The 25733-nt window shown below is 60.4% G+C and carries 21 protein-coding genes; 7 read left to right on the top strand and 14 right to left on the bottom strand.

Annotated elements, in window-relative coordinates; genetic code table 11:
- Nucleotides 1-174 precede the first annotated feature (174 nt).
- The 7 genes from AC1DXW_RS13480 to AC1DXW_RS13450 form a co-directional block, all read right to left on the bottom strand.
- Nucleotides 175-3201, bottom strand: coding sequence for a multidrug efflux RND transporter permease subunit (locus AC1DXW_RS13480; protein ID WP_477752682.1), 3027 nt, complete (start codon nt 3199-3201; stop codon nt 175-177).
- Nucleotides 3202-3214: 13 nt separating this feature from the next.
- Nucleotides 3215-4363, bottom strand: coding sequence for an efflux RND transporter periplasmic adaptor subunit (locus tag AC1DXW_RS13475; RefSeq protein WP_477752681.1), 1149 nt, complete (start codon nt 4361-4363; stop codon nt 3215-3217).
- A gap of 197 nt (nt 4364-4560) precedes the next feature.
- A complete protein-coding gene (locus AC1DXW_RS13470) occupies nt 4561-5661 on the bottom strand; it encodes a DUF1513 domain-containing protein (protein ID WP_477752680.1) in 1101 nt (366 codons plus the stop codon).
- A gap of 14 nt (nt 5662-5675) precedes the next feature.
- The gene (locus AC1DXW_RS13465; RefSeq protein WP_477760087.1) at nt 5676-6740 is read right to left on the bottom strand and encodes an imelysin family protein; all 1065 of its coding nucleotides are present in this window, start codon (nt 6738-6740) and stop codon (nt 5676-5678) included.
- A gap of 27 nt (nt 6741-6767) precedes the next feature.
- Nucleotides 6768-8195 (bottom strand): di-heme oxidoreductase family protein, encoded by a 1428-nt coding sequence (locus tag AC1DXW_RS13460; RefSeq protein WP_477752678.1) that lies wholly within the window; start codon nt 8193-8195, stop codon nt 6768-6770.
- A 280-nt stretch (nt 8196-8475) separates the two neighbouring features.
- Nucleotides 8476-9822 (bottom strand): imelysin family protein, encoded by a 1347-nt coding sequence (locus AC1DXW_RS13455; protein ID WP_477752677.1) that lies wholly within the window; start codon nt 9820-9822, stop codon nt 8476-8478.
- A 223-nt stretch (nt 9823-10045) separates the two neighbouring features.
- Entirely contained in the window at nt 10046-12097 is a 2052-nt protein-coding gene (locus tag AC1DXW_RS13450) for a putative bifunctional diguanylate cyclase/phosphodiesterase (RefSeq protein WP_477760086.1), read from the bottom strand.
- A 1221-nt stretch (nt 12098-13318) separates the two neighbouring features.
- On the opposite strand from AC1DXW_RS13450, the gene AC1DXW_RS13445 reads away from it, so the two are divergent.
- On the top strand, nt 13319-13585 hold the full coding sequence (locus AC1DXW_RS13445; protein ID WP_115947380.1) for a DUF6124 family protein: 267 nt from the start codon (nt 13319-13321) through the stop codon (nt 13583-13585).
- Between the two features lie 130 nt (nt 13586-13715).
- Here the strand turns inward: AC1DXW_RS13445 and AC1DXW_RS13440 are convergent, their stop codons facing one another.
- The 3 genes from AC1DXW_RS13440 to AC1DXW_RS13430 all read right to left on the bottom strand — a co-directional run bounded on the left by AC1DXW_RS13440 (nt 13716) and on the right by AC1DXW_RS13430 (nt 15487).
- Nucleotides 13716-14312 (bottom strand): superoxide dismutase, encoded by a 597-nt coding sequence (locus AC1DXW_RS13440; protein WP_008022038.1) that lies wholly within the window; start codon nt 14310-14312, stop codon nt 13716-13718.
- Nucleotides 14313-14476: 164 nt separating this feature from the next.
- Complete coding sequence (locus tag AC1DXW_RS13435) at nt 14477-15079, bottom strand: LysE/ArgO family amino acid transporter (protein ID WP_477752675.1); 603 nt, start codon at nt 15077-15079, stop codon at nt 14477-14479.
- 6 nt (nt 15080-15085) lie between these two features.
- Nucleotides 15086-15487: an ACT domain-containing protein gene (locus tag AC1DXW_RS13430; RefSeq protein ID WP_477752674.1), complete on the bottom strand. Its 402-nt coding sequence runs from the start codon at nt 15485-15487 to the stop codon at nt 15086-15088.
- A 96-nt stretch (nt 15488-15583) separates the two neighbouring features.
- On the opposite strand from AC1DXW_RS13430, the gene AC1DXW_RS13425 reads away from it, so the two are divergent.
- From AC1DXW_RS13425 to AC1DXW_RS13415, 3 genes are all read left to right on the top strand, one after another.
- Nucleotides 15584-16477, top strand: a complete 894-nt coding sequence (locus tag AC1DXW_RS13425) for a LysR family transcriptional regulator ArgP (RefSeq protein ID WP_477752673.1) — start codon at nt 15584-15586, stop codon at nt 16475-16477.
- Nucleotides 16478-16531: 54 nt separating this feature from the next.
- Nucleotides 16532-17524, top strand: coding sequence for an NAD-dependent epimerase/dehydratase family protein (locus tag AC1DXW_RS13420; RefSeq protein ID WP_477752672.1), 993 nt, complete (start codon nt 16532-16534; stop codon nt 17522-17524).
- A 117-nt stretch (nt 17525-17641) separates the two neighbouring features.
- A complete protein-coding gene (locus tag AC1DXW_RS13415) occupies nt 17642-18514 on the top strand; it encodes an ATPase (RefSeq protein ID WP_477752671.1) in 873 nt (290 codons plus the stop codon).
- 173 nt (nt 18515-18687) lie between these two features.
- Here the strand turns inward: AC1DXW_RS13415 and AC1DXW_RS13410 are convergent, their stop codons facing one another.
- Both AC1DXW_RS13410 and pobA read right to left on the bottom strand, forming a co-directional pair.
- The gene (locus AC1DXW_RS13410) at nt 18688-20205 is read right to left on the bottom strand and encodes an MDR family MFS transporter (protein WP_477752670.1); all 1518 of its coding nucleotides are present in this window, start codon (nt 20203-20205) and stop codon (nt 18688-18690) included.
- Nucleotides 20206-20283: 78 nt separating this feature from the next.
- The gene (gene pobA, locus AC1DXW_RS13405) at nt 20284-21477 is read right to left on the bottom strand and encodes a 4-hydroxybenzoate 3-monooxygenase (protein WP_477752669.1); all 1194 of its coding nucleotides are present in this window, start codon (nt 21475-21477) and stop codon (nt 20284-20286) included.
- Between the two features lie 181 nt (nt 21478-21658).
- Here pobA and AC1DXW_RS13400 point away from each other — a divergent pair, with 181 nt between their 5' ends.
- The gene (locus AC1DXW_RS13400) at nt 21659-22555 is read left to right on the top strand and encodes a helix-turn-helix domain-containing protein (protein ID WP_477752668.1); all 897 of its coding nucleotides are present in this window, start codon (nt 21659-21661) and stop codon (nt 22553-22555) included.
- Nucleotides 22556-22564: 9 nt separating this feature from the next.
- On the opposite strand, the gene AC1DXW_RS13395 is transcribed toward AC1DXW_RS13400, so the two are convergent.
- Both AC1DXW_RS13395 and AC1DXW_RS13390 read right to left on the bottom strand, forming a co-directional pair.
- The gene (locus AC1DXW_RS13395) at nt 22565-22741 is read right to left on the bottom strand and encodes a hypothetical protein (RefSeq protein WP_162837843.1); all 177 of its coding nucleotides are present in this window, start codon (nt 22739-22741) and stop codon (nt 22565-22567) included.
- A 231-nt stretch (nt 22742-22972) separates the two neighbouring features.
- A complete protein-coding gene (locus AC1DXW_RS13390) occupies nt 22973-23878 on the bottom strand; it encodes a LysR family transcriptional regulator (protein ID WP_477752667.1) in 906 nt (301 codons plus the stop codon).
- A 235-nt stretch (nt 23879-24113) separates the two neighbouring features.
- Here AC1DXW_RS13390 and AC1DXW_RS13385 point away from each other — a divergent pair, with 235 nt between their 5' ends.
- The gene (locus tag AC1DXW_RS13385; RefSeq protein ID WP_477752666.1) at nt 24114-24998 is read left to right on the top strand and encodes an MBL fold metallo-hydrolase; all 885 of its coding nucleotides are present in this window, start codon (nt 24114-24116) and stop codon (nt 24996-24998) included.
- 56 nt (nt 24999-25054) lie between these two features.
- Nucleotides 25055-25669, top strand: coding sequence for an NAD(P)-dependent oxidoreductase (locus AC1DXW_RS13380; RefSeq protein ID WP_477760085.1), 615 nt, complete (start codon nt 25055-25057; stop codon nt 25667-25669).
- Nucleotides 25670-25733: the final 64 nt, after the last annotated feature.

Raw genomic sequence — 25733 nt, 5'->3', positions numbered from 1 at the left:
GCCCAAATGAAAGGCCTCGCTGATGCGAGGCCTTTTTTTTGCGTGCAGTGTAGGAGCGAGCTTGCTCGCGATGGTCGTTAACGATAGCGCGTATTTACTGGCCAAACGCGGCGCTCTTGAGTCCATCGTCGGAACGCCGCCCGGAGCAAGCTCGCTCCTACAAGTTCATCTGTGTCAGGGTTGATCGGGTTTGGCCAGCAACGTGTAGATGCAGGGCAACACAAACAGGGTGAACAACGTGCCGATCGACATGCCCGTCGCGATGACCGTGCCGATGTCGAACCGGCTGACTGCGCCAGCACCGGTGGCGATGATCAATGGCACCATGCCGAACACCATCGCCGCGGTGGTCATCAAGACCGGTCGCAGCCGGATGGCCGCCGCTTCCTCTACCGCTTCCCGTGCCGTCAGGCCCTTGTCCTTGCGTAGCTGGTTGGCGAACTGGACGATCAGAATGCCGTGCTTGCTGATCAGCCCGATCAACGTCACCAACCCGACCTGGGTGTAGATGTTCATGCTCGACCAACCCAGGAACAGCGGAATCAATGCGCCGCAGATGGACAGGGGCACGGTGACCAGGATCACCAGCGGGTCGCGGAAGCTTTCGAACTGGGCCGCCAGCACCAGGAAAATGATCGCCAGTGCCAAGGCAAAGGTGACCCATAGGGCACTGCCTTCCTGAACGTACTGCCTCGATGCTCCGGCGTAGTCGAAGGCAAAGCCGGCGGGTGCCTCTTCCCGGGCGATCTGGCGCACGAGGTCGATGGCTTCCCCCATGCTCACCAGCGGTACTCCGGACAGGATGGCCGAGTTGAGTTGCTGGAACTGGTTCAGTTGTCGCGGTCGAGCACGGTCGGTGATGGTGATCAGGGTCGACAATGCCAACAGCTCGCCCTTGGTGTTTTTCACGTAGTAATTGTTCAGCCAGTCCGGATTGTCACGGAACGGCCGTTCGACCTGGGCAATGACTTTGTAGCTGCGACCTTCAATGGTGAAACGGTTGATCTCGGCTTCACCCAGCAGGGTCGCCAGGGTTCCCCCCAGATCCTGCATGGAAACCCCCATCTGCGCGGCCTTGGCGCGGTCGATATCCACCACCACTTCCGGCTTGTCGAAGGCCAGGTCAACGTGGACAAACGCAAACTTGCCGGATTCCTTCGCCCGTTTTTTTACCCGGTCGGCCACCTGCAGCAGCAACTCGTAATCGTTGGCGGAGTTGATGACGAACTGGAACGGCACACCTTCGCCGGTGCCCGGCAGGGACGGCAGGTTGAAGCCGAAAATCTGCAACCCCGTGATCTTTTCCAGTTTGGCCTGCACCTTGGGCAGGATCGCCATTTGCGTGCGACTGCGCTCGTTCCACGGCTTGAGCAGGAAACCGCCGATGCCCGATTGCACGCCGTTGAAACCGTTGATCTGGAAGGACGAGTAGTACTCCGGAAACGCCTTGAAGATCGAGATGAACTCGTCGGTGTAGGTGTTCAGGTAGTCGAGGTTGGTCGGTTGCGGGGCGTTGGCTATCATGAAAATGATGCCCTGGTCCTCATCCGGCGCCAGTTCCGATTTGGTGAATTTGAGAAAGACCGGAATCAGGCACAACACGATCACGGCGAACACCAGCACCACCGGCCGGGTGTTTAGGGTGCCGTGAAGCAGGCTCTGGTAGCGGCGCTTGAGTCTTTCGAAAATCATGTCCAGGCGATGGGCCAGGCCACTGGGGTTCTCGTCGTGGCGCAGCAGAAACGCACACATCATCGGCGACAGGGTCAGGGCGACGATACCGGAAATCACCACCGCGCCGGCCAGGGTCAGGGCGAACTCCTTGAACAACGCCCCGGTCAGGCCGGTCAGGAAGCCGATCGGTGCATATACCGCGGCCAGGGTGATGGTCATCGAGACCACCGGCATGGCGATTTCCCGGGCGCCTTCAATGGCGGCGTCGAGCGGTGTCTTGCCTTCCTCGATGTGGCGATGAATGTTTTCCACCACCACGATGGCGTCGTCCACCACCAGGCCGATGGCCAATACCATTGCCAGCAGGGTGAGCAGGTTGATGGAGTACCCCATCATCTGCATGAAGAACATGACGCCGATCATCGACAGCGGGATGGTCACCACCGGGATCACCACCGAACGCAGGGCGCCGAGGAACAGGAACACCACCACGATCACGATCAGCACCGCTTCGAACAGGGTTTTCACCACTTCGTCGATCGAGGCCTGGATGAACAGGGTGGCGTCGTAGGCGATCTCACCCTTGAGGTTCGGCGGTAGCTGGGCCTCCAGGTCTGGCATGATCTTGCGCACTTCCTTGATCACTTCCAGCGGGTTGGCACCGGGCGTCGCCTTGATGCCGATGTACACCGAAGGGGTGCCACCGAACGAGCTGATGGTGTCGTAGTTTTCCGCACCCATTTCCACACGCGCCACATCGCGCAGCAACACACGGCTGTCGCCATCGACCTTGAGCGCAATCGCCCCGAAGGCTTCGGCGGACTTGAGTTCGGTATTGGCGTTGATGCTGGTGACCACGTATTCGCCTTTCACCTCGCCGGCGGCCGAGAGGAAGTTGTACTGGCGCACCGCGTTGGTCACATCGCTGGCACTGAGGCCGAAACCAGAGAGCTTCATCGGGTCCAGCCAGAGGCGCATGGCAAAGACCTGGTTGCCGAGGATCTCAGCTTCGGCCATGCCGGGCAAGGTCGCCAGTTTCGGCTGGATCACCCGCGACAGGTAATCGGTAATCTGCGGGTTGCTCAATTCCTTGCTGAAAAAGCTCATGTACATCAGCACTGACGCATCGGCAGATTGTTTGCTCAGCACCGGGTCTTCAGCGTCCTGGGGCAGCTGGCTCTTGACCTCGTTGGCCTTGGCCAGCAGTTCGGTAAACAGACGGTCGCTGTTGGAGCCGACGCGCGCGTAGATCGAGATCACCGAAAAGTTCTGGCGACTCACCGAGGTCATGTAGTCGATGCCCTCGGCGCTGGCCAGGCTTTGCTGCATCGGTTGGGTGATGTAGCCCTGGATGGTCTCGGCGTTGGCCCCGGGGTAGGCGGTGGTCACCGTGATCAGGGCGTTTTCCATTTGCGGATACTGGCGCAGGGGCAGCTTGCCCCAGGCCTGGAAGCCCAGCAGCACAATCAGCAGGCTGACCACGGTTGCGAGAACCGGGCGGCGGATGAACGGATCGGTAAAAGCCATGGGGATTCCTTGATCAGTCCGCGCGTGGCGGGCTGTTCCGCTCGGCCAGCGTCTTGTCGTCGCTGATGGCAATGTGTGCGCCGTTGTCCAGTTTGAGCTGGCCGGCGGTCACCACTTTCTCGCCGCTCTGCACGCCTTTGGTGATCATCACTTGCCCATCGCGGCGTTCGCCGGTTTCGACAAAACGCCGTTCGGCGATCAGCACCGGCTGGCCCTTGTCGTCCTTTTCCGGGCTGCCATCTTCGGCCTTCTTTGGTACGGCCACATACACCGAGTTGCCGTAGAGCGTGTAGGTAATCGCGCTTTCCGGTACCACGATGCGCGGTTGCGGGTCGGGCAGGAGCACCTGGAGGCTGGCGAACATGCCTGGCATCAACTTGCCATCGGGGTTGGCCAGGGCGGCGCGGACCTGCACGTTACGGGTGCTGTTCTCGACTTTGGGGTTGATTGCACTGATGGTGCCGGGGTACTCCTGGGTCGGATACGCCGCGACAATGACCTGCACGGGCTGGCCGAGAGCAATCTTCGGCACCGACTGCTCGGGCACGAAAAAGTCGACATACAGGCTACTGAGGTCTTGCAGGGTGGCGATCATGGTGCCGCTGGCAAGATAGTCGCCAACGTCTACCTGACGAATGCCGATGGTGCCGCTGAAGGGCGCGACGATGCTTTTTTTGCCGAGCGCAGCCTTGAGTTGATTGACCGTGGCCTTGCTCTTTTTCAGCACCGCCGAAAGCCGGTCGAACTCGCCTTTGGAAATCGCCTGGCTGCCGACCAGTTGGCTACCGCGACCGTAATCGAGCTGTGCCAGCCCGAGGTCGGCCAGAGCAGTTTCCAGCAGGGCACTTTCCACGGCGCTGTCGAGGCGCAGGAGTGGTTGACCGGCCTTGACCTTTTGCCCTGACTCGAACTGCAAATCGATGACGGTGCCATCGGTCTCCAGGCTCAGGTCCACGCCTTGCAATGCCTTGAGCGTGCCAACGCTAGGCAGGCGGGCTTGCCATGGGCGCTCGGTGGCGGTGGCCACGGCAACGCTGATGGCCGGTCTGGGCGCAGAGTAGCCTTGAACCATCGTGTAGATCGAGAAGGCTTTGTACGCGGCCAAGACCAGCACAATCAGTAGAACGACACCCAACATGATCAGCATGCGGCGACGCAGCATATCCAGTTCCTTGGAGAGAATCAGGTGAGACAGCGGGGCACATTACCGGGAGTGTAGAGGGTAATCCAACTGCCGTTTTTACATGTTGTGAGGTATTAGAGGGGTGAAAGCCTGAAAAGATTCGCCGCCTTGGGCCGCGCCTGCGGGATGTTCGTCATCTCGCAGGTGCGGCCCAAGGCGGCGATCTTTTCAATGATTTACGCCATCAGATGCAGATGGTTGTCCCAGAGCCCGGCGGGTAGCTCCAGCGGTTTTGCAACAAGGTTTGTCTGGCGACAGTCGTAGTAGCGGCAGCGACCCTGACCCGAGGTCACGACAAAACCATCGGCCACGGCGCCGACCCCGGCGCAATCGGGCAGAGGCGCATCCAGGCGTACTTCACCGCTGTCCAGGTCCCAGATGAAAAAGCGGTTGCCCCGCGGCGCAGTCAACGCCACCAGGCGCAAGTCGCTGTGTACCGCGACGCTGGCGGTGTAGTGCCCCATGGCCTGTAACTGGTGCTCGGGCACCGGGAACGCGACGAAGGGCTGACCGGGCCGCTTGATCGCCAGCAACTCCGACGACTCGTGGGCCGCGCCCATGAACTGCTGGCTGGCGACGATGGTGCCGTCGCTGGCGATGGCCAGATGGCGCACGCTGTTCATCTGCTGGGCGAGGGTTTCCTTGCTCAGCAGGGTGCCGTCACGTTGCATCAGGACCAGGCTCGGTTCCATAGCGTTGAGGTTCATCTCCACCCGGCTTTCGGCCTCGGTGCGAATCCCGCCGTTGGCCACCACCAGGGTTTCGCCATCGGGCATCCACGACACCTGATGGGGACCGAGGCCGTGGGTGGAAATCTCACCGCTGTGCACCAGCCGTTCACCCTCGAATTTGTACACGCCGAGCAGGCCGCGACCCGGATCGCTGGTGTCGTTTTCGGTGGCGTACAGCCAGTCACCGCTGTGGTGAATGACCGCGTGTCCGTAGAAGTGCCGGTTTGGCCGTGACACCACGGTTTGCAGGAGCACGCCGTCGCGCAGGTCGATCAGGTAGCTCTCGGTGCCCGGACGGCGAGCGACGAACAGTGCAATCGGCAGTGTCGGGTGGTTGACGATGTCGTGGCAACGCTGGCCGACCCGGGTGGCGAACACCTGGGTGCCATCCAGGCGATAACCGACGGCGTAATGCCGGCCATCGGTATCGTCCCGTGCCGACAGCAACAACGGACTCTGGTCCTTTTGCTTGAACAGCTTCCAGCCGCCCAGCGTCACCGCACCCAGCAACAAACTACCTAAGGTCAGAACCTGGCGTCGCAGCATGGAACTTGCCCTCATCAGTCACCGTCGTTGGCATTGAAGCCCAGTTGGATGCCCAGCGCCTTGGCCAGATCGGCCTCGTGCAGGCGATGGACGACGTTGAGGCTGTCATACAGATCGTTGAGTTGCTGGCGGCCGGCGTCGTCACCGAGCATTTCGGTCAGCGAGCGCTGGTTGCTGGCGAACAGTTTCAGCGAGGCGGCATAGGCGGCATCGATCTTGTCGGCCAACGGTTTCTGCTCGCTCGGCAACAGGCTGCGCAGGCCTTTGTTATCCACACCTTCCCAGACTGTCTTGGCAGCCGCGAGGCTGGCTTCGAGGCTGGTCAGGGACGACTGGCTACGCCATGCATCGGCCTGGAACGGTTGCGGCACACCCTTGGTCTGGCGGCCCATCGGCGTGCCGAGTTTTTTCTTCAGGGTGTCGATGGCCGTGACTTGCACACGCAGCAGATCGGCGATCGCTTCGTGGGAGTCCGCGTAGCGCTGGTTCGGGAATTTGCTCATTTGCGCGAGCATGCCGTCGGTGTTGTTCCAGGTTTGCAGAATGTCTTCGGCCAACTGTTTCTGGCGCTCACCGATGGCGACCAGCAACGGGCAGTATCTGGCCTTCTGCTCAGCGTTGGCCACGTCAGGCTTGCTGTCGAACAGAATGTATTCGTAGGCCGAAAGACCCTGTACCACAACGCTGGACTTGGCCAGGGCGGCGGCATCGATTTGCGGCTGGGCGGTAACCAGTTGTTCGACCTGACGACCGACCAGGTTTTTCTTGTCCGGCCAGAACTGTACTTGCCACGAACGGTTGCCTTCGGCTAATGGCCCGATCAGCAGCGGTTGCAGTTCGGCCCAGGCTTTTTGCGCGTGCAGGAAATCGGCACGAGCGGTTTCCAGGGTTTCCTTGCCTTCGCAGTAGGCGAGGGCGCTGACCGCCAATTGACGGTCGGCTTCAACCCAGCGGGTGTAGGTCGGCAGGATCACCGACTTGGCGATAGCCGACGACGTGACCGCTTGTGGGTCTTGGGGCGAGCAGGCGCCCAGGGCGAGTGCGGCAAGGCTGGTGAACAACAGTTTGGGACGGAACATGTCGGGCTCCCGCGAGTGGAATACGTGTTAAAGGGAATTCAGGAACGCCAGCAACGCAGCGCGTTGCTCGGCATCGAAAGACAAAACCTGTTGCTGCGCCGCTGTCGCCTCGCCGCCATGCCAGAGCACGGCTTCGAGCAGGTTGCGAGCGCGGCCGTCGTGCAGGAACTGGGTGTGGCCGCTGACCGCCTGTGTCAGGCCGATGCCCCACAATGGCGGGGTACGCCATTGGCGGCCGCTGGCCTGGAATTCGCTACGGTTGTCGGCCAGGCCGTCGCCCATGTCATGCAGCAGCAGATCGCTGTACGGGCGAATCACTTGATTGGCCAGTTCGGGTTCGGCGGCGTTGGCGGCGGTGGTGTATTTCGGGGTGTGACAGGACTGGCAGCCCGCCTGATAAAACAGGGACTTGCCGGCCAGCACTTCAGGTGCGTTGACGTCACGACGGGCCGGTACGGCGAGGTTACGGCTGTAGAACAGCACCAGGCGCAGGATGTTGTCGCTGACTTCCGGCTCGCCATTCGGGCCGTTGCCACTGGGTGCCTGTTTGCAAGCCGTTTGCGCGTCCGTGCAGTCATCAAACGGTCTCAGGCTGGTCGTGAGGCCCATATCACCCGAAAACGCGTGAACATTTTGTTGATTGAGGTTCGGTTGTCCGGCTTTCCAGCCAAATCGTCCCAACACTGTCTTTTGTTGGGCATCGTCCCACACCTGGTTCGGGCGTCCGGCGATGCCGTTGTTCGCCTTGGCCTGTGCCTCGGCGTTGGCCAGGATCGCTTCGTCGGGGATCGCTTCGAGCAGGCCCAGGCCAATCATCGGCGGCGCTACACGTGCCGAGAAACGGGTGTCGGGGTGCATCGGGCCGTAGCCCAACTGGGTGATGTTGAGGCTTGGTTTGCGCAATTCGACTTCGGTGCCGTCCTTGAAGCGAACCGGCACGGCGGTGTAATCGACCCGCACTTTGCCTTCGGGGGCCACGCCGGGTACGGCCATGTCCTGGAACTGACCGCCGTAGACGGGCTCCGGCACCACGCCGAGCTGTTCGATGACCTTGGCATACGCCGGGGCGTCGGGAATCGACAGGCGTACCAGCATCGACACGGCGTTCACATCGTCGGGAGTCGGCGGATGGCCGCGGCCGTCCTTGATGTGGCAGCCCTGGCAGGCATTGGTGTTGAACAGTGGACCGAGGCCATCGCGAGCGGTCGTCGTCGACGGGGCGATCACCCAGGGGCTGCGGAAGAAGCTGTTGCCGACGCTGAAATCCACGCGCCGTGACGGCGGCAGATTCGCCGAGGGCATGGAAAACGCATTCTGATCGGTCTTGCGCACCGTCGCACTACCGCCGGAGCGGGCTTCACCAGGTTCGGCCTGGGTGAATTTCGGGGCGTCATCGCAGGCACTCAGGCCCAGGGCCAGAAACAGTGCGGACAAGCGAAGAGGCAGCGAGGGCATCAGACATCCTGCAAGACGAGCAAAACAAGGGCGCAAAGTCTAACAGGGGATGGGAATTTGAATAAGAGGAATTATCGTTTGCTTGATGTGGGGCAATTGTCGCGGCCAACCCTGAACCCTGTGGGAGCGAGCCTGCTCGCGATTGCGGTGTGTCATCCAAAACTGATGTCGACTGACACGGCCCCATCGCGAGCAGGCTCGCTCCCACAATGGGCTGTGTATGGCAGATATGAAAAAGGCGACCCGAAGGTCGCCTTATTACTCACTCAGCCAGCGTTGATCAGAATTCGTGATCAGCGTTGTCCGGGTTCAGGTCGTTGATGCCCAGTTTGCCTGCAGCGGCTTCGATCGAACCGGTCTGCTTGACCAAGGACGCGATAGCGTCGCGGACGATCTGGTTGCCCGCGGTGTTGCCAGCGGCGATCAACTGGTCGTAGTGCTCACCCTTGTTGGCGTGGTCGACCATGATCTGGATCTTGGCTTCGGTAGCAGCCAGGTCGTCTTTCAGTGCGGTGTCAGCAGCCGGATCAGCCTTGGCCACCAGGGACGACAGGCTGGCGCCAGTCATTTTGGTGCCRTCGACACGGGAGTATTCGCCCAGGTACACGTTACGAATGCCCTTGGCATCGTAGAAGTGCGAGTTGTGGGTGTTGTCGCTGAAGCAATCCTGTTCGTCTTCCGGGGAGTTGGCTTCCAGGGAAACCTTCATGCGCTCGCCCGCCAGTTCGCCCAGGGACAGGCTGCCCATGCCGAACAGCATTTTGCGCAGGCCGGTTTCAGCCGGTTCCGCTTCCAGGGTGGCGCGGTAGTTGTCGGCCACGTTTGGCTTCCAGTTACCGACCATTTCTTCCAGGTCGCTGACCAGCAGTTGGGTCACGGCTTTCAGGTAGGCACGACGACGATCGTTGTGACCGCCAGTGGCGCCTTTGCCTTCCAGGTAGTCCGAAGCCGGACGGTTGCCGGCGCCAGGGCCGGTGCCGTTCAGGTCCTGGCCCCAGAGCAGGAATTCGATGGCGTGGTAGCCGGTGGCAACGTTGGCCTCGGAACCGCCCAGCTCGTTCAGGCTGGCGAGTTTTTCCGGGGTGATGTCTTTGACATCGACCTTGTCTTCGCCGATCTGTACTTCAGTGTTGGCGATGATGTTGGCAGTGGCACCCGGGTTGCCCAGGGCGTGTTCGTAGGACTTGTCGACGTAGTCGATCAGGCCCTCGTCCAGCGGCCAGGAGTTCAGCTGACCTTCCCAGTCGTCAACGATGGTGTTACCGAAGCGGAACACTTCGCTCTGCAGGTAAGGCACGCGGGCGGCAACCCAGGCTGCCTTGGCGGCTTTCAGGGTGTCGGCATTCGGCTTGGCGAGGAAGGCGTCGACGGCGGTTTGCAGGGTCTTCGCGGTGGATTCGGCATCGCTGTAAACGGCGAAAACGATGTCGGCGTAATGGGCGACAACGGCTTTGGCGGCGGCTTCGTCGACTTTACCGGCAGCGGCAGGCGCAGCGGCTGGAGCAGCCGCAGTGCTGGCAGCTGGCGCAGGCGCGGCAGCTTTTTCCTGGTCTTTACCTTCGCCGCAACCGGCGAGGGAAATAGCGATGGCCAACAGACTGGCGGTAGCCAGAGGCATACGAATCATGGCGAACATCCTGCTTCGATAAGGGGGGAGTGGTGCGATGCGCACGCAAAACTGCGACATAATGCAAATCTTTCGCATTATGTGTAAAGGGTTGTACCTGTAAATATTTCTTATTCACTGTAGGAGCGAGCTTGCTCGCGATGGACGTGAACGATGACGCGTTCATTCTGAATGAGCGTGTTGCTCTCAGGTTCATCGCGAGCAAGCTCGCTCCTACAGGGGATTACAAAATAGCGGCATTGCTGCGTTGGGCCTGCTTCAGGTAAACGCCCAGTTCCCGTGCCGGCAGCGGCTTGCTGTAGAGATAGCCCTGACCTTCGTGGCAGCCTTCGGAGATGATGTAGGCCTCTTGCTCGGCGGTTTCCACGCCTTCGGCAATCACCTGCATGCCGAGGCTCTTGCCCAGCTGGATGATGGCCCGAACGATGGTCGCATCGTCGTCGTCATCGAGCAGGTCCTGAACGAAGCTCTTGTCGATCTTGATCTTGTCCAGCGGCAGGCTCTTCAGATAGCTCAAGGATGAATAGCCGGTGCCAAAGTCATCGATGGCGATCAGCGCGCCGGAGCGGCGCAGGCTGAGCAGGTGCTGGGCCGCCGTGCTGATGTCTTCCATCAGACCGGTTTCGGTGACTTCCAGCTCCAGGCTGCGTGGTGGCAGGCGATACATCTGCAGCAGGTTGTTGACCACCCGTGGCAGTTCGGCGTGGTGCAATTGAACCGTGGACAGGTTTACCGCCATGCGCAGGTCGCTGAAGCCCTGGTCATGCCACTCGCGTAATTGTTTGCAGGCCTGGTCAAGCACCCATTCGCCGATGGCAATGATGGTGCCATTCTGTTCGGCCAGCGGGATGAACAGGTCAGGCGGTACCATACCGTGCTCGGGGTGTTGCCAGCGAATCAGGGCTTCGACGCCCACCACGCGGTTGTCGCGATAGCTGATTTGCGGCTGGTAGACGAGGTAGAACTGATTGCGGATCAGGGCATCGCGCAGGTCTTTTTCCAACTCGCGGCGGCGGCGCATTTCGGTGTCGACGCTGGCGATATAGAACTGATAGCGGTTGCGCGAACGGGTCTTGGCCAGCGTCATGGTCTGCTCGGCCTTTTGCAGCAACTTCTCGGTACTGTCGCCGTCCTCGGGGAACAGAGTGATGCCGATGGTGGCGCGCAGGCGGATCTCCTGATGGTCGAGGGCAAACGCCGCTTCCAGATCATCAAGAATGCTTTGCGCCAGCTCGGCGGCTTCGTAGGGCTGCTCGATATCGGCCTGGACCAGAGCGAACTGGTCGCCACCGAGACGGGCGAGGGCACCCAGGCGACCGCTATGACCGCGCAGGCGATCGGCCAGGGCCAGCAACAACTGGTCGCCGGTCTGGTAGCTGAACTGCTCGTTGATGCCCTTGAAGTCATCGAGGCCGACACACAACACCGCGACCCGGCGCTGCAGTTTGCCGGCGTCGATGAGGATCTTGTCCAGTTGCTGCTGCAATTGCTGCCGGTTCGGCAGTCCCGTCAGGAAATCGTACTGGGACATGCGCAACAGGCTGTTTTCGGCTTCGTGGCGCAGATGGGTATTGCGTTCGATGGATTCGAGCAACTGGTTGGCGGTGTTGATCCAGATGCCCAGTTCGTTTTTCTCGTGGCCCTTGAGCAGCGGAATCTTGTGCTCGCTGGGACGATCCGGATTGATTTCCGTGAGGTGCTCGATGATCCGCGACAGCGGCTTGGTCAGCAGCCAGTGATAGACCAGATACAACACCAGCCCCATGGCGAGCGCGCGCAGTACGCCGGAAATGAAGATGATCACCGAGCTGACAATGAACCCCTGGCCGTAAGTGGCGGTATCGAGGGTGATGCTCAGATCGCCGTAATACTCGCTGTAAGGCCCGCGACCGACCAGTTGGGTGGTGAAGGTGCGTTCCTTGCCAAGAATCGGGTCGGTCAGCCAGCGACTGTGGGAGTGCTGCAACTCGCGGTTTTTTTGCGCGAGCATGGCTTCGTTGGGATGGCCGATGGAGGCCTGGCGCACGGCGTCGTCCTGAAACAGGCCTTCGATGACCTGCATGCCCATTTCCCGGTCCAGGCTATAGACAGCCTGGGTCGAGGGGTCGCGAAACATGTCGAGGATACGCTGGGCATCGCTGGCGACGGCCTGGCGTGTTTTATAGGCATCGAACACAATCTGAGCGCAGCTCAAGACCACGCCGACGATCAATGCCGACAGGAGCACGACCCGCAGCAACTTCACCGACAAGCTGTTCTTGAGTTCCAGCTTCAAAGGGTTATTCCTTGTTCCGTGCGGGTAGCATCAAGTTGCCATGAGTATTGGCAATCCCGTGATGGCAGTCAAAGTGACAATCATCCTTGGGGGATTTTGCCTGCAGCTTGGCCGATTTGCAGTTGTCTTGACGAGTTAGCCTATTAGCACTGTGTCGGTTGTCGAGTCCTTCAACTTGAGGGGCGGGGTGGAGATATTTTCCTTTTGTTTGATGTTAGTCGTCTGCGGCTGGGGAGCAAGGACCAGGGGGCTTGTTTCATCGTCGGGAAATGCCTTGGATTCTGTAGGTTGGTTTGGATATTTAACGGAGTACATATCCATTGCTGCGGTAACGGCGGCTGGCGGTTTCGCCCTTACGGCGAGTCCCTTTTGTCAAACGACACAAAAGGAACCAAAAAGTCTCGCCCCTTACGTACGGCCCCTCGCTGAGGCTCGGGGTTCCTTCGCTCCGGTGTTCATCCGGGGGCATTGCCCTCCGGTCGGCTTCGCTTCGACCTACATGCAATGAGTTCGACTGCGTCGAACGGCGCTGCGCGCCAATCCCCGGATGAACACCTCCACTCAGCCTGCCGAGGGGGCGGGTGGATCAAGATCAAAAGCTGCAGGCGAGCTAACGCTCGGCCCTGTAGGAGCGAGCTTGCTCGCGATGGACGTCAACGATAACGCGTGCTGCCTGAATGCCCGCGTTGTCCTGGAGTTTTTCGCGAGCAAGCTCGCTCCCACGGGGATCTTCAGTGGCCGGAAGTCCCGACTAAAAACCGGGGGCCCAATGTGAGCGAGCCTGCTCGCGAAGATGGCGGGACAGTCGACATTGCATTTTCAGCCACACCCCAACATATCGTTTCCACACGCCCGCGTGGGAGTGCTGCCAGGGACGCTCCGCGTTACGTTTTTGCGGGTTAGCGGTGTAGGAAAGCGCCAGAAGTTTCCCACGCAGTTTTCAGGTTGTCCGTCGGAAGCGGACTCAATAGCCTCTGACTGTCGCTGAAAACTCAGCGATCGGGTGTGAGAACCCGGCAAGTCATAGTCATCCAGTGCCAGTATCCGCATAATTGCCGCCAGCTTATCCGCTGTCTGTAAATGCGTTATGGCGGCTGTGTGCGGGCAGACTTTTGTCTGGCCGGGTGGCCTATGACCGGTTTTCTCACCTCGCACATAGCTGCCACCTCTTTGCCGTGTGAGAACGGCAATTGGCGGCACCCACCGCATAGGAATATTTCAGTGGATAAGTTAATCCCCGATCCCCCCAACAACACCACCAAACCCTACACCCCCAACACCATGTTCATGATCGTCCCGGACATGGATACCGAATCCCTGCTTGCCCATGCCTGTGAATCACTGGCTTCGGCCAACGTCATGGCGAGTGATTTCGCCACCTTCCTGACTGGCCCCCAGCGCAACACGGCGTTGGCCATTGCGCAGATCATCATGCTGGCGGAACTGGCGGTGAATCGTGCGTTGGATAACGTCGATCCGCAGGGATAGGTATTCAGTCAGGTTGACCGCGTCATCGTTCATCGCGAGCCTGCTCGCGAAGGGGCCCTGCCGAACGCTGAAAATCCCGGGCAATAAAAAACCCGGCTAAAAAGCCGGGTTCTTTTGACTGGCGTCGAGCTTAAGCGGTGAAGGTTTTGCCTTCGAACTGCTCAGCCACGAATTTCCAGTTGACCAGGTTCCAGAACGCTTCGACATACTTTGGACGCAGGTTGCGGTAGTCGATGTAGTAAGCGTGTTCCCAGACGTCGCAGGTCAGCAGCGGGGTGTCGCCGTTGGTCAGCGGGTTGCCGGCGCCGATGGTGCTGGCCAGGGCCAGGGAACCGTCAGCCTTCTTCACCAGCCAGCCCCAACCGGAACCGAAGGTACCGATGGACGTCTTGCTGAACTCTTCCTTGAACTTGTCGAACGAACCGAAAGCCGCGTTGATGGCTTCAGCCAGAGCGCCGGTTGGTTGACCGCCGGCGTTTGGCGCCAGGCAGTTCCAGTAGAAAGTGTGGTTCCAGACCTGAGCGGCGTTGTTGAAGATACCGCCCGAGGAAGTCTTGACGATTTCTTCCAGGGTCTTGCCTTCGAACTCGGTGCCTGGCACCAGGTTGTTCAGGTTCACGACGTAGGTGTTGTGGTGCTTGTCGTGGTGGAACTCCAGGGTTTCCTTGGAGATGTGCGGCTGCAGGGCATCGTGTGCGTACGGCAGTGGCGGCAATTCGAAAGCCATGATGATTCTCCTAATCAGGTCAGTTGCGGTGAGCGCAAGGCCGATCACGGGCGGCCAGACAAGCGCCGGGGAGTTTGTACTCTTTGCGGCGCAGGGAGTCGGATCATAGCACCGGGGGGGCGGCATAACCACGCAACAACTGTGTGGAATAGAGGTTCCGCGAATCAGCTGGCCGCGATCAACTGGAGCGCTACGGCAAACATCATCATAGCCACCAACAGATCGAGAATTCGCCAGGTGCTGGGGCGGGCGAGCCACGGTGCCAGCCATGCCGCACCGAGCGCCAGGGTGAAAAACCACAACAGCGAGGCGCTGGCCGCGCCGACGACATAAGCGCCGGGCTCGGTTTGTTGGGCGCCCAGGGAGCCGATCAGCAAAACGGTGTCCAGATAGACGTGCGGGTTGAGCAAGGTCACCGCCAGCGCGCTGAGCATCACCGCCCGCAGCGAGCGTACGGTCTGGCCTTCGCCCTGCTCAAGGCTCTGCTTCGAGAAGGCCCGGCGCAGCGCCTGGCTGCCATACCACAACAGGAACGCTGCGCCGCCCCAGCGGGCGATGGCCAGCAGCGTCGGGTTATGCGCCAGCACCGTCGCCAGGCCAAATACCCCGGCGGCCACCAACAGGGCATCGCAAGCCACGCAGAGCGCCGCCACCGGCAGGTGATGTTCACGCCGCAGGCTTTGCGCCAGGACAAACGCATTCTGGGTGCCGATCGCCATGATCAGGCCGAAGGCCACGAGCAGCCCGTTCACATAACTTTGCCACATGATTATTTACTCCGCGTTGGCTGCCAGATCCCGCAGCACCTGCAGGGCACGGTCGGCGTCGGCCTGGCCGACAAACAAATGGTCGTGGTAGTAGCCGGCAATCACGTTGCAGCTGATTCCGGCCTGGCCCAATGCCGTGGCGAACGCGGCGGTCAGGCCGACGGCGTCGAGGGCCGAATGTACGTTCAAGGTGATCCAGGCGGCGATGTAGTCGAAGCTGAAACCGGCTTTTTCGGCGTGGGAACGTTCGAGAATCACGGTCAGGCCTTCCTGCTCGCGGAAGCTGCCGACAATCTCCAGATCCTTGGGCAACTTGCCGTCACGCAGGGTGCAGAACACGTATTCGCCGGCGTTGAGTTGCGGGCTCATACTGCGCAGCAGCGTTGCCAATGAAGTTTCGCCAGCCATGTGGGTGATCCTTGTTCAAGAGTTCTTGCTGGTCATTGTCCTTGTGAAGGCTGTATAAGAAAAACCAATCTTGCTGATCGCTCATTAGGAAAACTGATGTTCGACTATAAATTGCTTTCTGCCCTGGCCGCCGTGGTTGAACAGGCCGGTTTTGAACGGGCGGCCCAAGTGCTGGGCCTGTCGCAATCGGCAATTTCCCAACGTATCAAACTACTGGAAGCGCGGGTCGGCCAACCGGTACTGGTGCGGACTACACCGCCAACGCCGACGGAAATCGGTCGACGGCTGCTCAACCACGTGCAGCAGGTGCGCTTGCTTGAACGGGATTTGCAAAGCCTGGTGCCGGCGCTGGATGAAGAGGGCCTGCCGGAGCGCCTGCGGATCGCCCTGAACGCCGACAGCCTGGCCACTTGGTGGGCGCAGGCCGTGGGGGCGTTTTGCGCGGAACAGCATCTATTGATGGATCTGGTGGTCGAAGACCAGACCGTCGGCCTCAAGCGCATGCGCGCCGGTGAAGTGGCGGCCTGCGTCTGCGCCAGCGAGCGCCCGGTGGCGGGTGCGCGCAGCGTGCTGCTGGGGGCCATGCGTTACCGGGCACTGGCCAGCCCCGCCTTTATTGCCCGGCACTTTCCGCAGGGCGTACGGGCCGATCAGTTGGCCCGCACCCCGGCGCTGGTGTTTGGCCCGGACGATTTCCTGCAGCATCGGTACCTTGCGTCCCTCGGCGTCGAGGGCGGTTTCGAACACCATTTATGCCCGTCCTCCGAAGGTTTCATTCGTCTGACGGAAGCCGGGCTGGGTTGGGGGCTGGTTCCGGAACTGCAGGTACGCGAGCAACTGGAAAGGGGCGTATTGCAGGAGCTGCTGCCAGATAAGCCGATCGATGTGCCGTTGTACTGGCATCATTGGCGTAATGGCGGCCAGCTGCTGGGGCTGCTCACCGATCAATTGGTACGCGCATCGAAGCAATGGCTGGTGCCCTTGGACTGACGCGCAGCGTCAAGACCTCACGTAATACGCAAAACGAAAAATTCGGAGCAATTCATGAAGATTCTGGTTACCGGCGCAAGCGGCTTCATCGGCGGGCGCTTTGCGCGTTTTGCCCTGGAGCAGGGCCTGGACGTGCGGGTCAACGGTCGCCGGGCCGAGAGTGTGGAGCATCTGGTACGCCGGGGAGCCGAGTTCATCCAGGGTGACTTGAGCGACCCGGAACTGGCTCGCGAACTGTGTTCGGACGTCGAGGCCGTGGTGCATTGCGCCGGTGCCGTCGGTTTGTGGGGGCGTTATCAGGACTTCCATCAGGGCAATGTCCAGGTCACTGAGAACGTGGTCGAGGCCTGCCTGAAGCAACGGGTACGGCGGCTGGTGCATTTGTCGTCGCCGTCGATCTACTTCGATGGTCGCGATCACCAGGGCCTGAGCGAAGAACAGGTGCCCAAACGCTTCAAGCACCCTTACGCCGCCACTAAGTACCTGGCCGAGCAAAAAGTCTTCGGCGCCCAGGAGTTCGGCCTCGAAACCCTGGCCCTGCGCCCGCGTTTCGTCACCGGGGCCGGCGACATGAGCATCTTTCCGCGCCTGTTGAACATGCAGCGCAAGGGGCGCCTGGCGATCATCGGCAACGGTCTGAACAAAGTTGATTTCACCAGCGTGCAAAACCTCAACGAAGCGTTGCTCAGCAGTTTGCTGGCCAGCGGTTCCGCGTTGGGCAAGGCTTATAACATCAGCAACGGCACGCCGATTCCGTTGTGGGACGTGGTCAATTACGTCATGCGCAACATGGAGGTTCCACAGGTAACCCGTCACCGTTCCTACGGTCTGGCCTACAGCGTGGCGGCGCTCAACGAGGGTGTGTGCAAGTTGTGGCCGGGGCGTCCCGAACCGACGCTGTCGCGTCTGGGCATGCAGGTCATGAACAAAAATTTCACCCTGGACATCAGCCGCGCCCGGCATTATCTGGATTACGATCCCAAGGTCAGCCTCTGGACGGCCCTCGATGAGTTCTGTGGCTGGTGGAAGGCCCAGGATATTCGCTGATGCCCGAACAACGACTCCTTACTGAACCGGATACGGGGCTTGGGGGTCAATGGTTACGGCTGTGGGGTTTATACTGCGCGGCATAAAGCCATCATTTGTTTCACTAAGGTTGATTCAATGTCTATGCGTAACGATGCCAACGACGACTTCGACGAAGTACCGAGCCTGCGTGCAGATGTTCTCGACGACGACTTTCCACCCACTGCCCGCACGGCCGTGCATTCGCGCACGGCGCCGGTGGTGAGGGTCAAGGCGGCGAGCACTGGCCCACTGTGGGCGTTGGTCGGGGCGTTGATCTTTGCGTTCGCGGGCCTGGCTTGGTGGAGCTTCCAGCAGATCTCCCTGATGGAACAGCAACTGGTGGCGACCCAGGAAAGTTTCGCGCGGATCAGTGAGGAAGCGGCTGGGCGCCTGCAGGACATTTCCGGAAAGGTCGTTGCCAGCCAGACCAGTGTCACCACCGACAGCGAGGCCTTGAAGCTGCAAATCCGCCAGCTGGAAAGCAAACTCAAGGACCAGGGCGCCCAGCAGCAAGGTGTTGCCGGCCAGGCCTCGGATCTGGACAAGCGACTGGCACAAATGACCGCGCAATCCACCGAACTGGACAAACGCCTGGCGCAGTTGACTGCCCAGGACACCGAGCATCAGACGGCCAATATGCAGTTGCAGGCCCAGGTCAAAGCCTTGAGCGCTGAATTGGCCGCCTTGAAAAGTACCCCGTCCGACTCGGAAAAACTCGACGCACAGCTGAAAAGCCTGGGCGCCGACATTACCGCGCTGAAAAAACAAGGCAACCCGAGCGCTGCCATCGAGCGTCTCGAGCAAGACATGATCGTGCTCAAGAGCCAGCAGGACAACCGTCCGGCCGCCGCACAGGGTTCGACCAACACTGCCGAGTTCGATGCCTTCCGCAGCCAGGTCACCCGCAACATCAATACCCTTCAGGCGCAGATCCAGAACCTTCAGCAGCAACTGCGCGCCCGGCAATAATCGCCTGCATGCGGATCTTACTGATTAGGCTGAATGCCATGTTGCGGGACGGCACCGAATAGCGGTGACGAGTGGCATGGTGAAGACAGTTGCTCCCACAAGGACCATGCAAATCCTGTGGGAGCGGCGGTGCGGCGATCCGACTTGCCCGCGATGAAGGCAACGCGGTCTACCTACCGAACCTTGTCCTCGCGCCCGCGCAACAACATGTTCGGCATGGCAATCGCTGCCGCCAGCCCCAGCAGCGACACCACAGCGCTGACCGTCAGCAAGTGCCGGAACGTCAACAACAACTCGGCACGCAGGGCGTTCTGCGCGTCACCCGGTGCGGCGTTCAACCCGTCCAGCAACACATTCCCCGAACTGCCTTCGGCAATCAGCGACGAGCCGGCCAGATGCGCAAAACTCGAATCCTGCAACAACGCCAACAGCAGTGCCGACATCAACGCCACGCCGACCGCACCACCCAGCGAACGGAACAGATTGGTGGTGCTGGTGGCCACGCCGATGTCTCGCTGGTCCACCGAGTTCTGCGTGCCGACCAATGACGTCGGGAACTGCATGCCGGAGGCAATCCCGCAGAGCAGCATGAACAGGCTGCTCAAGACGAACGCCTGCGGCGGGCTGAACGCCATGCCAAGAATCGCGATGGGCATCAGCGCAGCACCGGTGAGGATCATCGGTTTGTAGCGCCCGGTCACGGAGGTGCGACGGCCGGCGAAATACGCGCCAATCGGCAAGCCCATGGCCAGCGGCAGCAGATGCAGGGCGGCACTGTCGGCACCGGCGCCGGTGACGCTCTGGAAGCGCAGCGGCATCAATACGATCAGCGAGATGGCCTGGAAACTGGTGAAGAAAATCGTGCACCAGCACAGGATCGCGTTGCGGTTGGCGAACAGGTGCATGGGCAACAGCGGCTCCCGTGCCCGCCGCTCGTGGACGACGAACAACCCCAGCACCAGCACTGCACAAGCGAGCAGCGCCAGCACTTCGGCACTGCGCCACGAATGGCCCTGACCGACCTGCGTGATGCCCAGTAACAACGCCGTCAGCCCGATGATCATCAGCGCGGTGCCCAGGTAATCGATGATCGGTTTGCGTTGCGGAATCGGCAGGCCTACCAGCGTGCGGTCAGCCACCAGCCAGGCGCCCAGGCCCAATGGCAGGTTGATCAAAAACACCCAGCGCCAGGACAGGTATTCGGTCATGTAGCCGCCAAGCACCGGGCCGGCCACGCTGGCCACCGCGTACATGCTGCTGAAATAGCCCTGATAACGACCGCGCTCCCGTGGCGGCACGATGTCGCCGATGATCGCCTGGCTCACCGAGATCATCCCGCCGGCCCCGATGCCCTGGAGGATCCGCGCCAGCACCAGTTGCTCCATGCTCTGGGCCATGCCGCAGAACACCGACGCCAGGGTGAACAGGCCCATGCCGAACAGCATCAGCTTGCGCCGCCCGTACAGATCGCCCAGTTTGCCGTAGATCGGCACTGCCACGGTCATGGCCACCATGTAGCCGGAAATCACCCAGGCCAGCAGGCTGACGTCCTTGAATTGTGCGGAAATGGCCGGCATCGAAACGGCGACGATGGTCTGGTCCAGCGCCCCGAGAAAGATCGCCAGCATCAGCGCGATCAGCACGCTGCGGATGGCGGGTTTGGGCATTTCAGGCTGGTGGAGATTGGTCACGGGAAAACCTGCGGGCAGTGATTGACCCGCAAGTAGCAAGGCGAGCGGGGATGCTCGTCAGTGTAAGTCGATAGGAAGCTATTCGATAGCCTCATAAGGAAGCCCGACGTAGTTTTCTGCAATGGTCTTGCGACCCGCCTCGGAATCGATGAAATACTCCAGTTCCGACTCGGCAATGCGCTGACTGAAGGCATCGTGATCATCGAAACGGTGCAGCATCGAGGTCATCCACCAGGAAAACCGCTCGGCTTTCCACACCCGGCGCAGGCAGATTTCCGAGTATTTCTCCAGCAGATCAAGGCGATCTTCGCGGTAAACCTTGAGCAGGATATTGAACAGCGTACTGACGTCACTGGCCGCCAGGTTCAGGCCCTTGGCGCCGGTGGGCGGGACGATGTGCGCGGCGTCTCCGACCAGGAACATCCGCCCGTATTGCATGGGTTCGACGACGAAGCTGCGCAGTGGCGCGACGCTTTTTTCGATGGACGGGCCCGTTACCAGTTTGTCCGCCAACTGTTGTGGCAGTCGCGACTTGAGTTCGTCCCAGAAGCGTTGATCCGACCAGTTATCCACATGATCGCCGGTGGGCACTTGCAGGTAGTAACGGGTGCGAGTCGGCGAGCGCATGCTGCACAGCGCGAAACCGCGCTCATGGCGGGCGTAGACCAGCTCTTCGTGGACCGGCGGGGTATCGGCCAGGATCCCGAGCCAGCCGAACGGATAGATCCGTTCGAAGACTTTCAGGCTGTCGGCGGGAATCGATTGCCGCGCCACTCCATGGAAGCCGTCGCAACCGGCGATGTAGTCGCAATCGAGACGATACAGCTCGCCGTCCTGCTCAAAAGTGACAAACGCTTCATCGGTTTTCATGCCGTGGGGAACAACGTTGTCGGCTTGATAAATCGTCTGCGCGCCAGCCTCCCGACGAGCGGCCATCAGGTCGCGGGTGACTTCGGTCTGGCCGTAGATCATCACGGTTTTGCCACCCGTCAGGGCGTGCAGATCGATGTGGACCTGGCGTCCGTCGAGGGCCAGTTCGAAGCCGCCATGCACCAGTCCCTCGGCGTCCATGCGCTGACTCACGCCGGCCTGGCGCAACAGCTCTACCATGCCTTGTTCAAGCACGCCGGCGCGGATTCGGCCGAGCACATAGTCCGGGGTCTGGCGTTCTAGAATGACGGTGTCGATACCGGCGTTGTGCAGCAATTGGCCGAGCAACAGGCCTGAAGGGCCGGCACCAATGATGGCGACTTGGGTTTTCAGCGTTTTCATTGTTGTTATGACTCGCAAGCTTCACGCGACCAGGGCCGGTGAATGATTTTTATGGATCGAGTGCTTGCATTTTTCCCTTGCGCGTCTGTCAATTGAAGGTGAAAACTGAGCCGATACCTGTACATTCTGCCAATCGGTGCGATTATCGCCCGCCATCTACTCCGAGGCCTGGATTGAAGTGATGAACAAGCCTGACCTGCCTTCGATTCCGGTGTTCAAGCTCTACGGTGAAAGCCTGGATTGGCCGACCCCGGACTTGCTGCACTGTGAAACCATTTCCAAACGCAGCCGCGAACATCATTGGGAAATCAAACCCCACCGCCACGCTGATTTGTGCCAGTTGCTCTTCGTGTTCAAAGGTCAGGCAGAGCTTGAAATCGAAGGCCAGCGTACGCAACTGGTGGAACCGGCGATCCAGATCCTGCCACCGCTGTCGGTGCACGGCTTTCGCTTTTCCGAGGATGTGGAAGGGTTTGTCGTGACCCTGGCCGCGCCGCTGATCGCCCACCTGCAGATGCAGTTGGGACACTCGGTCAATGCCCTGGCCCAGTCCGAAAGCTACCCGGCAGGCAAGGACGCCGAGTACCTCAACAGCCTGTTCAGTGCCTTGCAGAACGAATACACCAGCCATCAACCGGCGCGGGAAATGCTCATGCATTCGCTGGTCAGTGTGATCATGGTGTGGGTCAGCCGTCAGGTGATCCAGCGTCGCACTGCCATGGCGCGACCGCAGCGGGCCCGGGAATACCTCAATGGCTTTATTCAGCTGGTGGAAGAGACCTATCGGCAGCACGTCAAGGTCGAGGACCTGGCGCACCGGCTGGGGATTTCCGTGTCCCACCTCAACGGCACCTGTCGTGAGCTGGCGGGGCAACCGGCGTTGCAGATCATGCACGAACGGCAATTGCTGGAGGCCAAGCGTTTGCTGACCTACACCAGCATGACCATTTATGAAATGTCCGACGTGTTGGGGTTTTCCGATCCGACCAACTTCACGCGCCTGTTCCGGCGTCGTGTGGGGATTTCGCCCAAAGCATTTCGCGACCGCTTGAAGGCCGATCAGGACAACGAAGCCTGACCCCTTTCGTTACCGGAGGGCGTTGAGGGTGGCGTTGTGGGGGATGCAGCGCTCGAAGTTGCAGCTCGCGTATTCACGGGGCAGGTTGCGCAATTGCTCTACGCGCCAGGCGGCAGCGCCATACAGCCCGAGCGTGACCGCACAGGTGATGAAAATCGCGAGGTATCTTCTTGTTTTGATGTTCATGGCGTTGACCTCTGAACGAATACCTTTCGGTATTACTTTGAGCATAGGTCAGCGCGGGTGAGTTGCCAGCAAGCCGGGGTTGGCATTTGACGCGGTATTCAGAACGCTGATGCCTCCTGTGGGAGCGAGCTTGCTCGCGATAGCGGTGGATCAGTCGACATCATTGGTGAATGGTCTGCAGCCATCGTCGGAACGCCGCCCGGAGCAAGCTCGCTCCCACAGGGTTTCCATTTACAACCCGATATCCCACTCCGGCTCCTCCGGAAATCTAAGCACCAGAAAATCCAGCAAGCTGCGCAACGCCGCTGGCATGTGCTTGCGTGAGGCATACACCGCATACACGTTCATTTGCCGTGGTTCGGCCGCCGGCAGCAGGCGAATCAATTCGCCGCTGTGAATGTGCACGCCGGCCTGATACGTGGGCAGCATCGCCACCCCGGCGCCGGCGATCGTTGCGCGTAGCAGCGTGCTGGCCTCGTTGGCGCTGATGTTGCCCTGCACCGGTACTGAAACCTGCTCGCCGTCCTGCTCGAAATGCCAGAGGCTTTTGCCGAAGTAGGAATGGGTCAGGCAATTGTGCCGGCTCAGGTCCTCGACCCGTTGCGGCGCCGGGTGCTCGCGCAAGTAAGCGGGGGATGCGCAGATCACCGAGCGACAAACCGTCAGGCGGCGGGCGATCAGGTTCGGGTCCAGGTCGTTGCTGGTGCGGATCGCCAGGTCGATGCGCTCATCGATCAGGTTCACGGTGCGGTCGAGCATCTGCATGTCGATGCTCACGCCGGGGTAGCGTCGGACATAGGCGGCCATGGCATCGGCCAGTTGTGCCTGGCCGAAGGAGGTGCTGACGCTGATCCGCAGCAGGCCGCGCGGTGCGTCATCCGGTTCGCTGACGGCGGCTTGCATGTCGCTGGACAAATCGAGCATCTGCCGACAGCGGGGCAGGATCTCGTTGCCGGCGGCGGTAAGGCTCAACTTGCGCGTGGTGCGATGCATCAGGCGCGCGCCAACCCAGTCTTCCAGTTCCGCGAGATACCGCGACACCACCGGCCGTGACAGATCCAGATGATCGGCGGTGGCCGACTGGCTGCCGAGGTCGACCACCGTGACGAACACGCGCATTGCTTGAAGACGATCCATGATTTGCCCGCTTTCAGAAACAAACTATGTCCAAGCATCGCATTTTTTGTACTGAGTCAGGCAACTAAGCTCTGTTCCACTGTAGGAGCGAGCTCGCTCGCGATGGTCGTTAACGATAACGCGGGTTACCGGTTAAACGCGGCGTCTTCGATTCCATCGTCGGAACGCCGCCCGGAGCAAGCTCGCTCCTACAAAAGACATCGCCATGCAAGGCCATCGGACAACGGAGCAACAGATGATCGGTTTCACCACTTTAAAGCGCATTTTGCTGGTAGGCGCCGCCCTCGGTTTCGCCGCCCATGCAGCCGCCTCGACCCTGACGCTGGATGTCTACAACCCCGGCGAAAAAGCCATCTTCCCGGTGACCTCGGTGCTGGTCAGCGGCGAGAAAGAAGCGATCCTGGTGGATGCGCAATTCGGCAAGTCCCAGGCCGAACAGGTGGTGGAAAAAATCCGTGCCAGCGGCAAGCAGCTGACCACCATCTACATCAGCCACGGTGACCCGGACTACTACTTCGGCCTCGAAACCCTGACGGCCGCGTTTCCCAAGGCCAAGATCCTCGCTTCGCAGCCGACCGTTGACCACATCAAGCAAACAGTCGACGGCAAACTGGCGTTCTGGGGCCCGAAAATGGGGGCTGATGTGCCGGGCAAAACCATCGTGCCGGACGTGCTCAAGGGCGATAGCCTGAACCTTGAAGGGAAGAAATTGCAGGTGGTCGGTCTTGAGGGCCCGCAGCCGGATCGCAGCTTCGTATGGATTCCGTCGATCAAGGCCGTGGTCGGAGGTGTCGTGGTGGCGCAAAACATCCATGTGTGGATGGCTGACACGCAAACGCCACAGTCCCATGCCGATTGGTTGGCTACGCTGCACTCCATTGAAACCCTGAAGCCGCAGACCGTGGTACCGGGGCATTACCTGGGCGAGAACGATCGCTCACTGACGGCAGTGCAGTTCACTTCCGCTTACATCAAGGCTTTCGACGAGGAAACCGCAAAGGCCAAGGATTCTGCTGAACTGATTGCGGCAATGAAAAAACGCTTCCCGGCACTGGGCGATGAAAGTTCGCTGGAGTTGAGTGCCAAGGTCGCCAAGGGGGAGATGAAGTGGGGTGAATGAAGTTAAGAGGTAGTAGGCCTTTGATATCAATGCTTTCAAGCCAACTGGAGAACGTCATGAGCAAAATCGCAATCATCGGTGCCACCGGTCGTGCCGGTAGCCAATTGCTGGAAGAAGCCCTGCGTCGCGGTCACAGCGTTACCGCGATCGCCCGCAACACGGCGAAAATCGGCCCGCGTGCCGGATTGGTCACACGCAACGTCGACGCTCTGGATGCCAGTGCTTTGCAAGCGGCCATCGAGGGGCATGACGTAGTCGTCAGCGCCGCACATTTCGCGACCCTGCCTGCCAGCGCCGTCATCGGGCCGGTGAAGAAGGCCGGGATCAAACGCTTGCTGGTGGTGGGCGGTGCCGGTTCGCTGTTGTTGCCGGATGGTACACGAGTGATCGACAGCAAAGGTTTTCCGGACGCGTACAAGGCCGAAGCCAGTGCCGGTGCCGAGTTCCTCGCTAACCTGCGTCAGGAAAAGCAACTGGACTGGACCTTCCTGTCGCCATCGGCCGAATTTGTCGAGGGCGAGCGCACCGGGAAATTCCGCATCGGTCAGGATGATTTGCTGGTGAGCAGAGAAGGGCGCAGCTGGATTACTTTTGCCGACTATGCGATTGCAATGCTCGACGAAGTAGAAGCGCCGAAGCATTCGCGGCAGCGGTTTACTGTCGGGTACTAACACCGCAATCCATGTAGGAGCTGCCGCAGGCTCGGTCCGCGCTCGGGCGATCTTTTGATTTTGA

The sequence above is a fragment of the Pseudomonas sp. P4_C4 genome, from assembly GCF_056402055.1.
The sequence above is the reverse complement of the archived record's forward strand: the minus strand, read 5'-3'. Positions and strand labels throughout refer to the sequence as shown.

Bases quoted from the DNA above. Each gene is read 5' to 3' on its own strand.
- AC1DXW_RS13440 (WP_008022038.1), bottom strand. From the start codon at position 14,312: ATGGCTTTCGAATTGCCGCCACTGCCGTACGCACACGATGCCCTGCAG.
- AC1DXW_RS13390 (WP_477752667.1), bottom strand. From the start codon at position 23,878: ATGGATCGTCTTCAAGCAATGCGCGTGTTCGTCACGGTGGTCGACCTC.
- AC1DXW_RS13395 (WP_162837843.1), bottom strand. From the start codon at position 22,741: ATGAACATCAAAACAAGAAGATACCTCGCGATTTTCATCACCTGTGCG.
- AC1DXW_RS13480 (WP_477752682.1), bottom strand. From the start codon at position 3,201: ATGGCTTTTACCGATCCGTTCATCCGCCGCCCGGTTCTCGCAACCGTG.
- AC1DXW_RS13425 (WP_477752673.1), top strand. From the start codon at position 15,584: ATGTTCGACTATAAATTGCTTTCTGCCCTGGCCGCCGTGGTTGAACAG.
- AC1DXW_RS13420 (WP_477752672.1), top strand. From the start codon at position 16,532: ATGAAGATTCTGGTTACCGGCGCAAGCGGCTTCATCGGCGGGCGCTTT.
- pobA (WP_477752669.1), bottom strand. From the start codon at position 21,477: ATGAAAACGCTGAAAACCCAAGTCGCCATCATTGGTGCCGGCCCTTCA.
- AC1DXW_RS13430 (WP_477752674.1), bottom strand. From the start codon at position 15,487: ATGGCTGGCGAAACTTCATTGGCAACGCTGCTGCGCAGTATGAGCCCG.
- AC1DXW_RS13470 (WP_477752680.1), bottom strand. From the start codon at position 5,661: ATGCTGCGACGCCAGGTTCTGACCTTAGGTAGTTTGTTGCTGGGTGCG.
- AC1DXW_RS13385 (WP_477752666.1), top strand. From the start codon at position 24,114: ATGATCGGTTTCACCACTTTAAAGCGCATTTTGCTGGTAGGCGCCGCC.
- AC1DXW_RS13415 (WP_477752671.1), top strand. From the start codon at position 17,642: ATGTCTATGCGTAACGATGCCAACGACGACTTCGACGAAGTACCGAGC.
- AC1DXW_RS13460 (WP_477752678.1), bottom strand. From the start codon at position 8,195: ATGCCCTCGCTGCCTCTTCGCTTGTCCGCACTGTTTCTGGCCCTGGGC.
- AC1DXW_RS13475 (WP_477752681.1), bottom strand. From the start codon at position 4,363: ATGCTGCGTCGCCGCATGCTGATCATGTTGGGTGTCGTTCTACTGATT.
- AC1DXW_RS13380 (WP_477760085.1), top strand. From the start codon at position 25,055: ATGAGCAAAATCGCAATCATCGGTGCCACCGGTCGTGCCGGTAGCCAA.
- AC1DXW_RS13465 (WP_477760087.1), bottom strand. From the start codon at position 6,740: ATGTTCCGTCCCAAACTGTTGTTCACCAGCCTTGCCGCACTCGCCCTG.
- AC1DXW_RS13435 (WP_477752675.1), bottom strand. From the start codon at position 15,079: ATGTGGCAAAGTTATGTGAACGGGCTGCTCGTGGCCTTCGGCCTGATC.
- AC1DXW_RS13400 (WP_477752668.1), top strand. From the start codon at position 21,659: ATGAACAAGCCTGACCTGCCTTCGATTCCGGTGTTCAAGCTCTACGGT.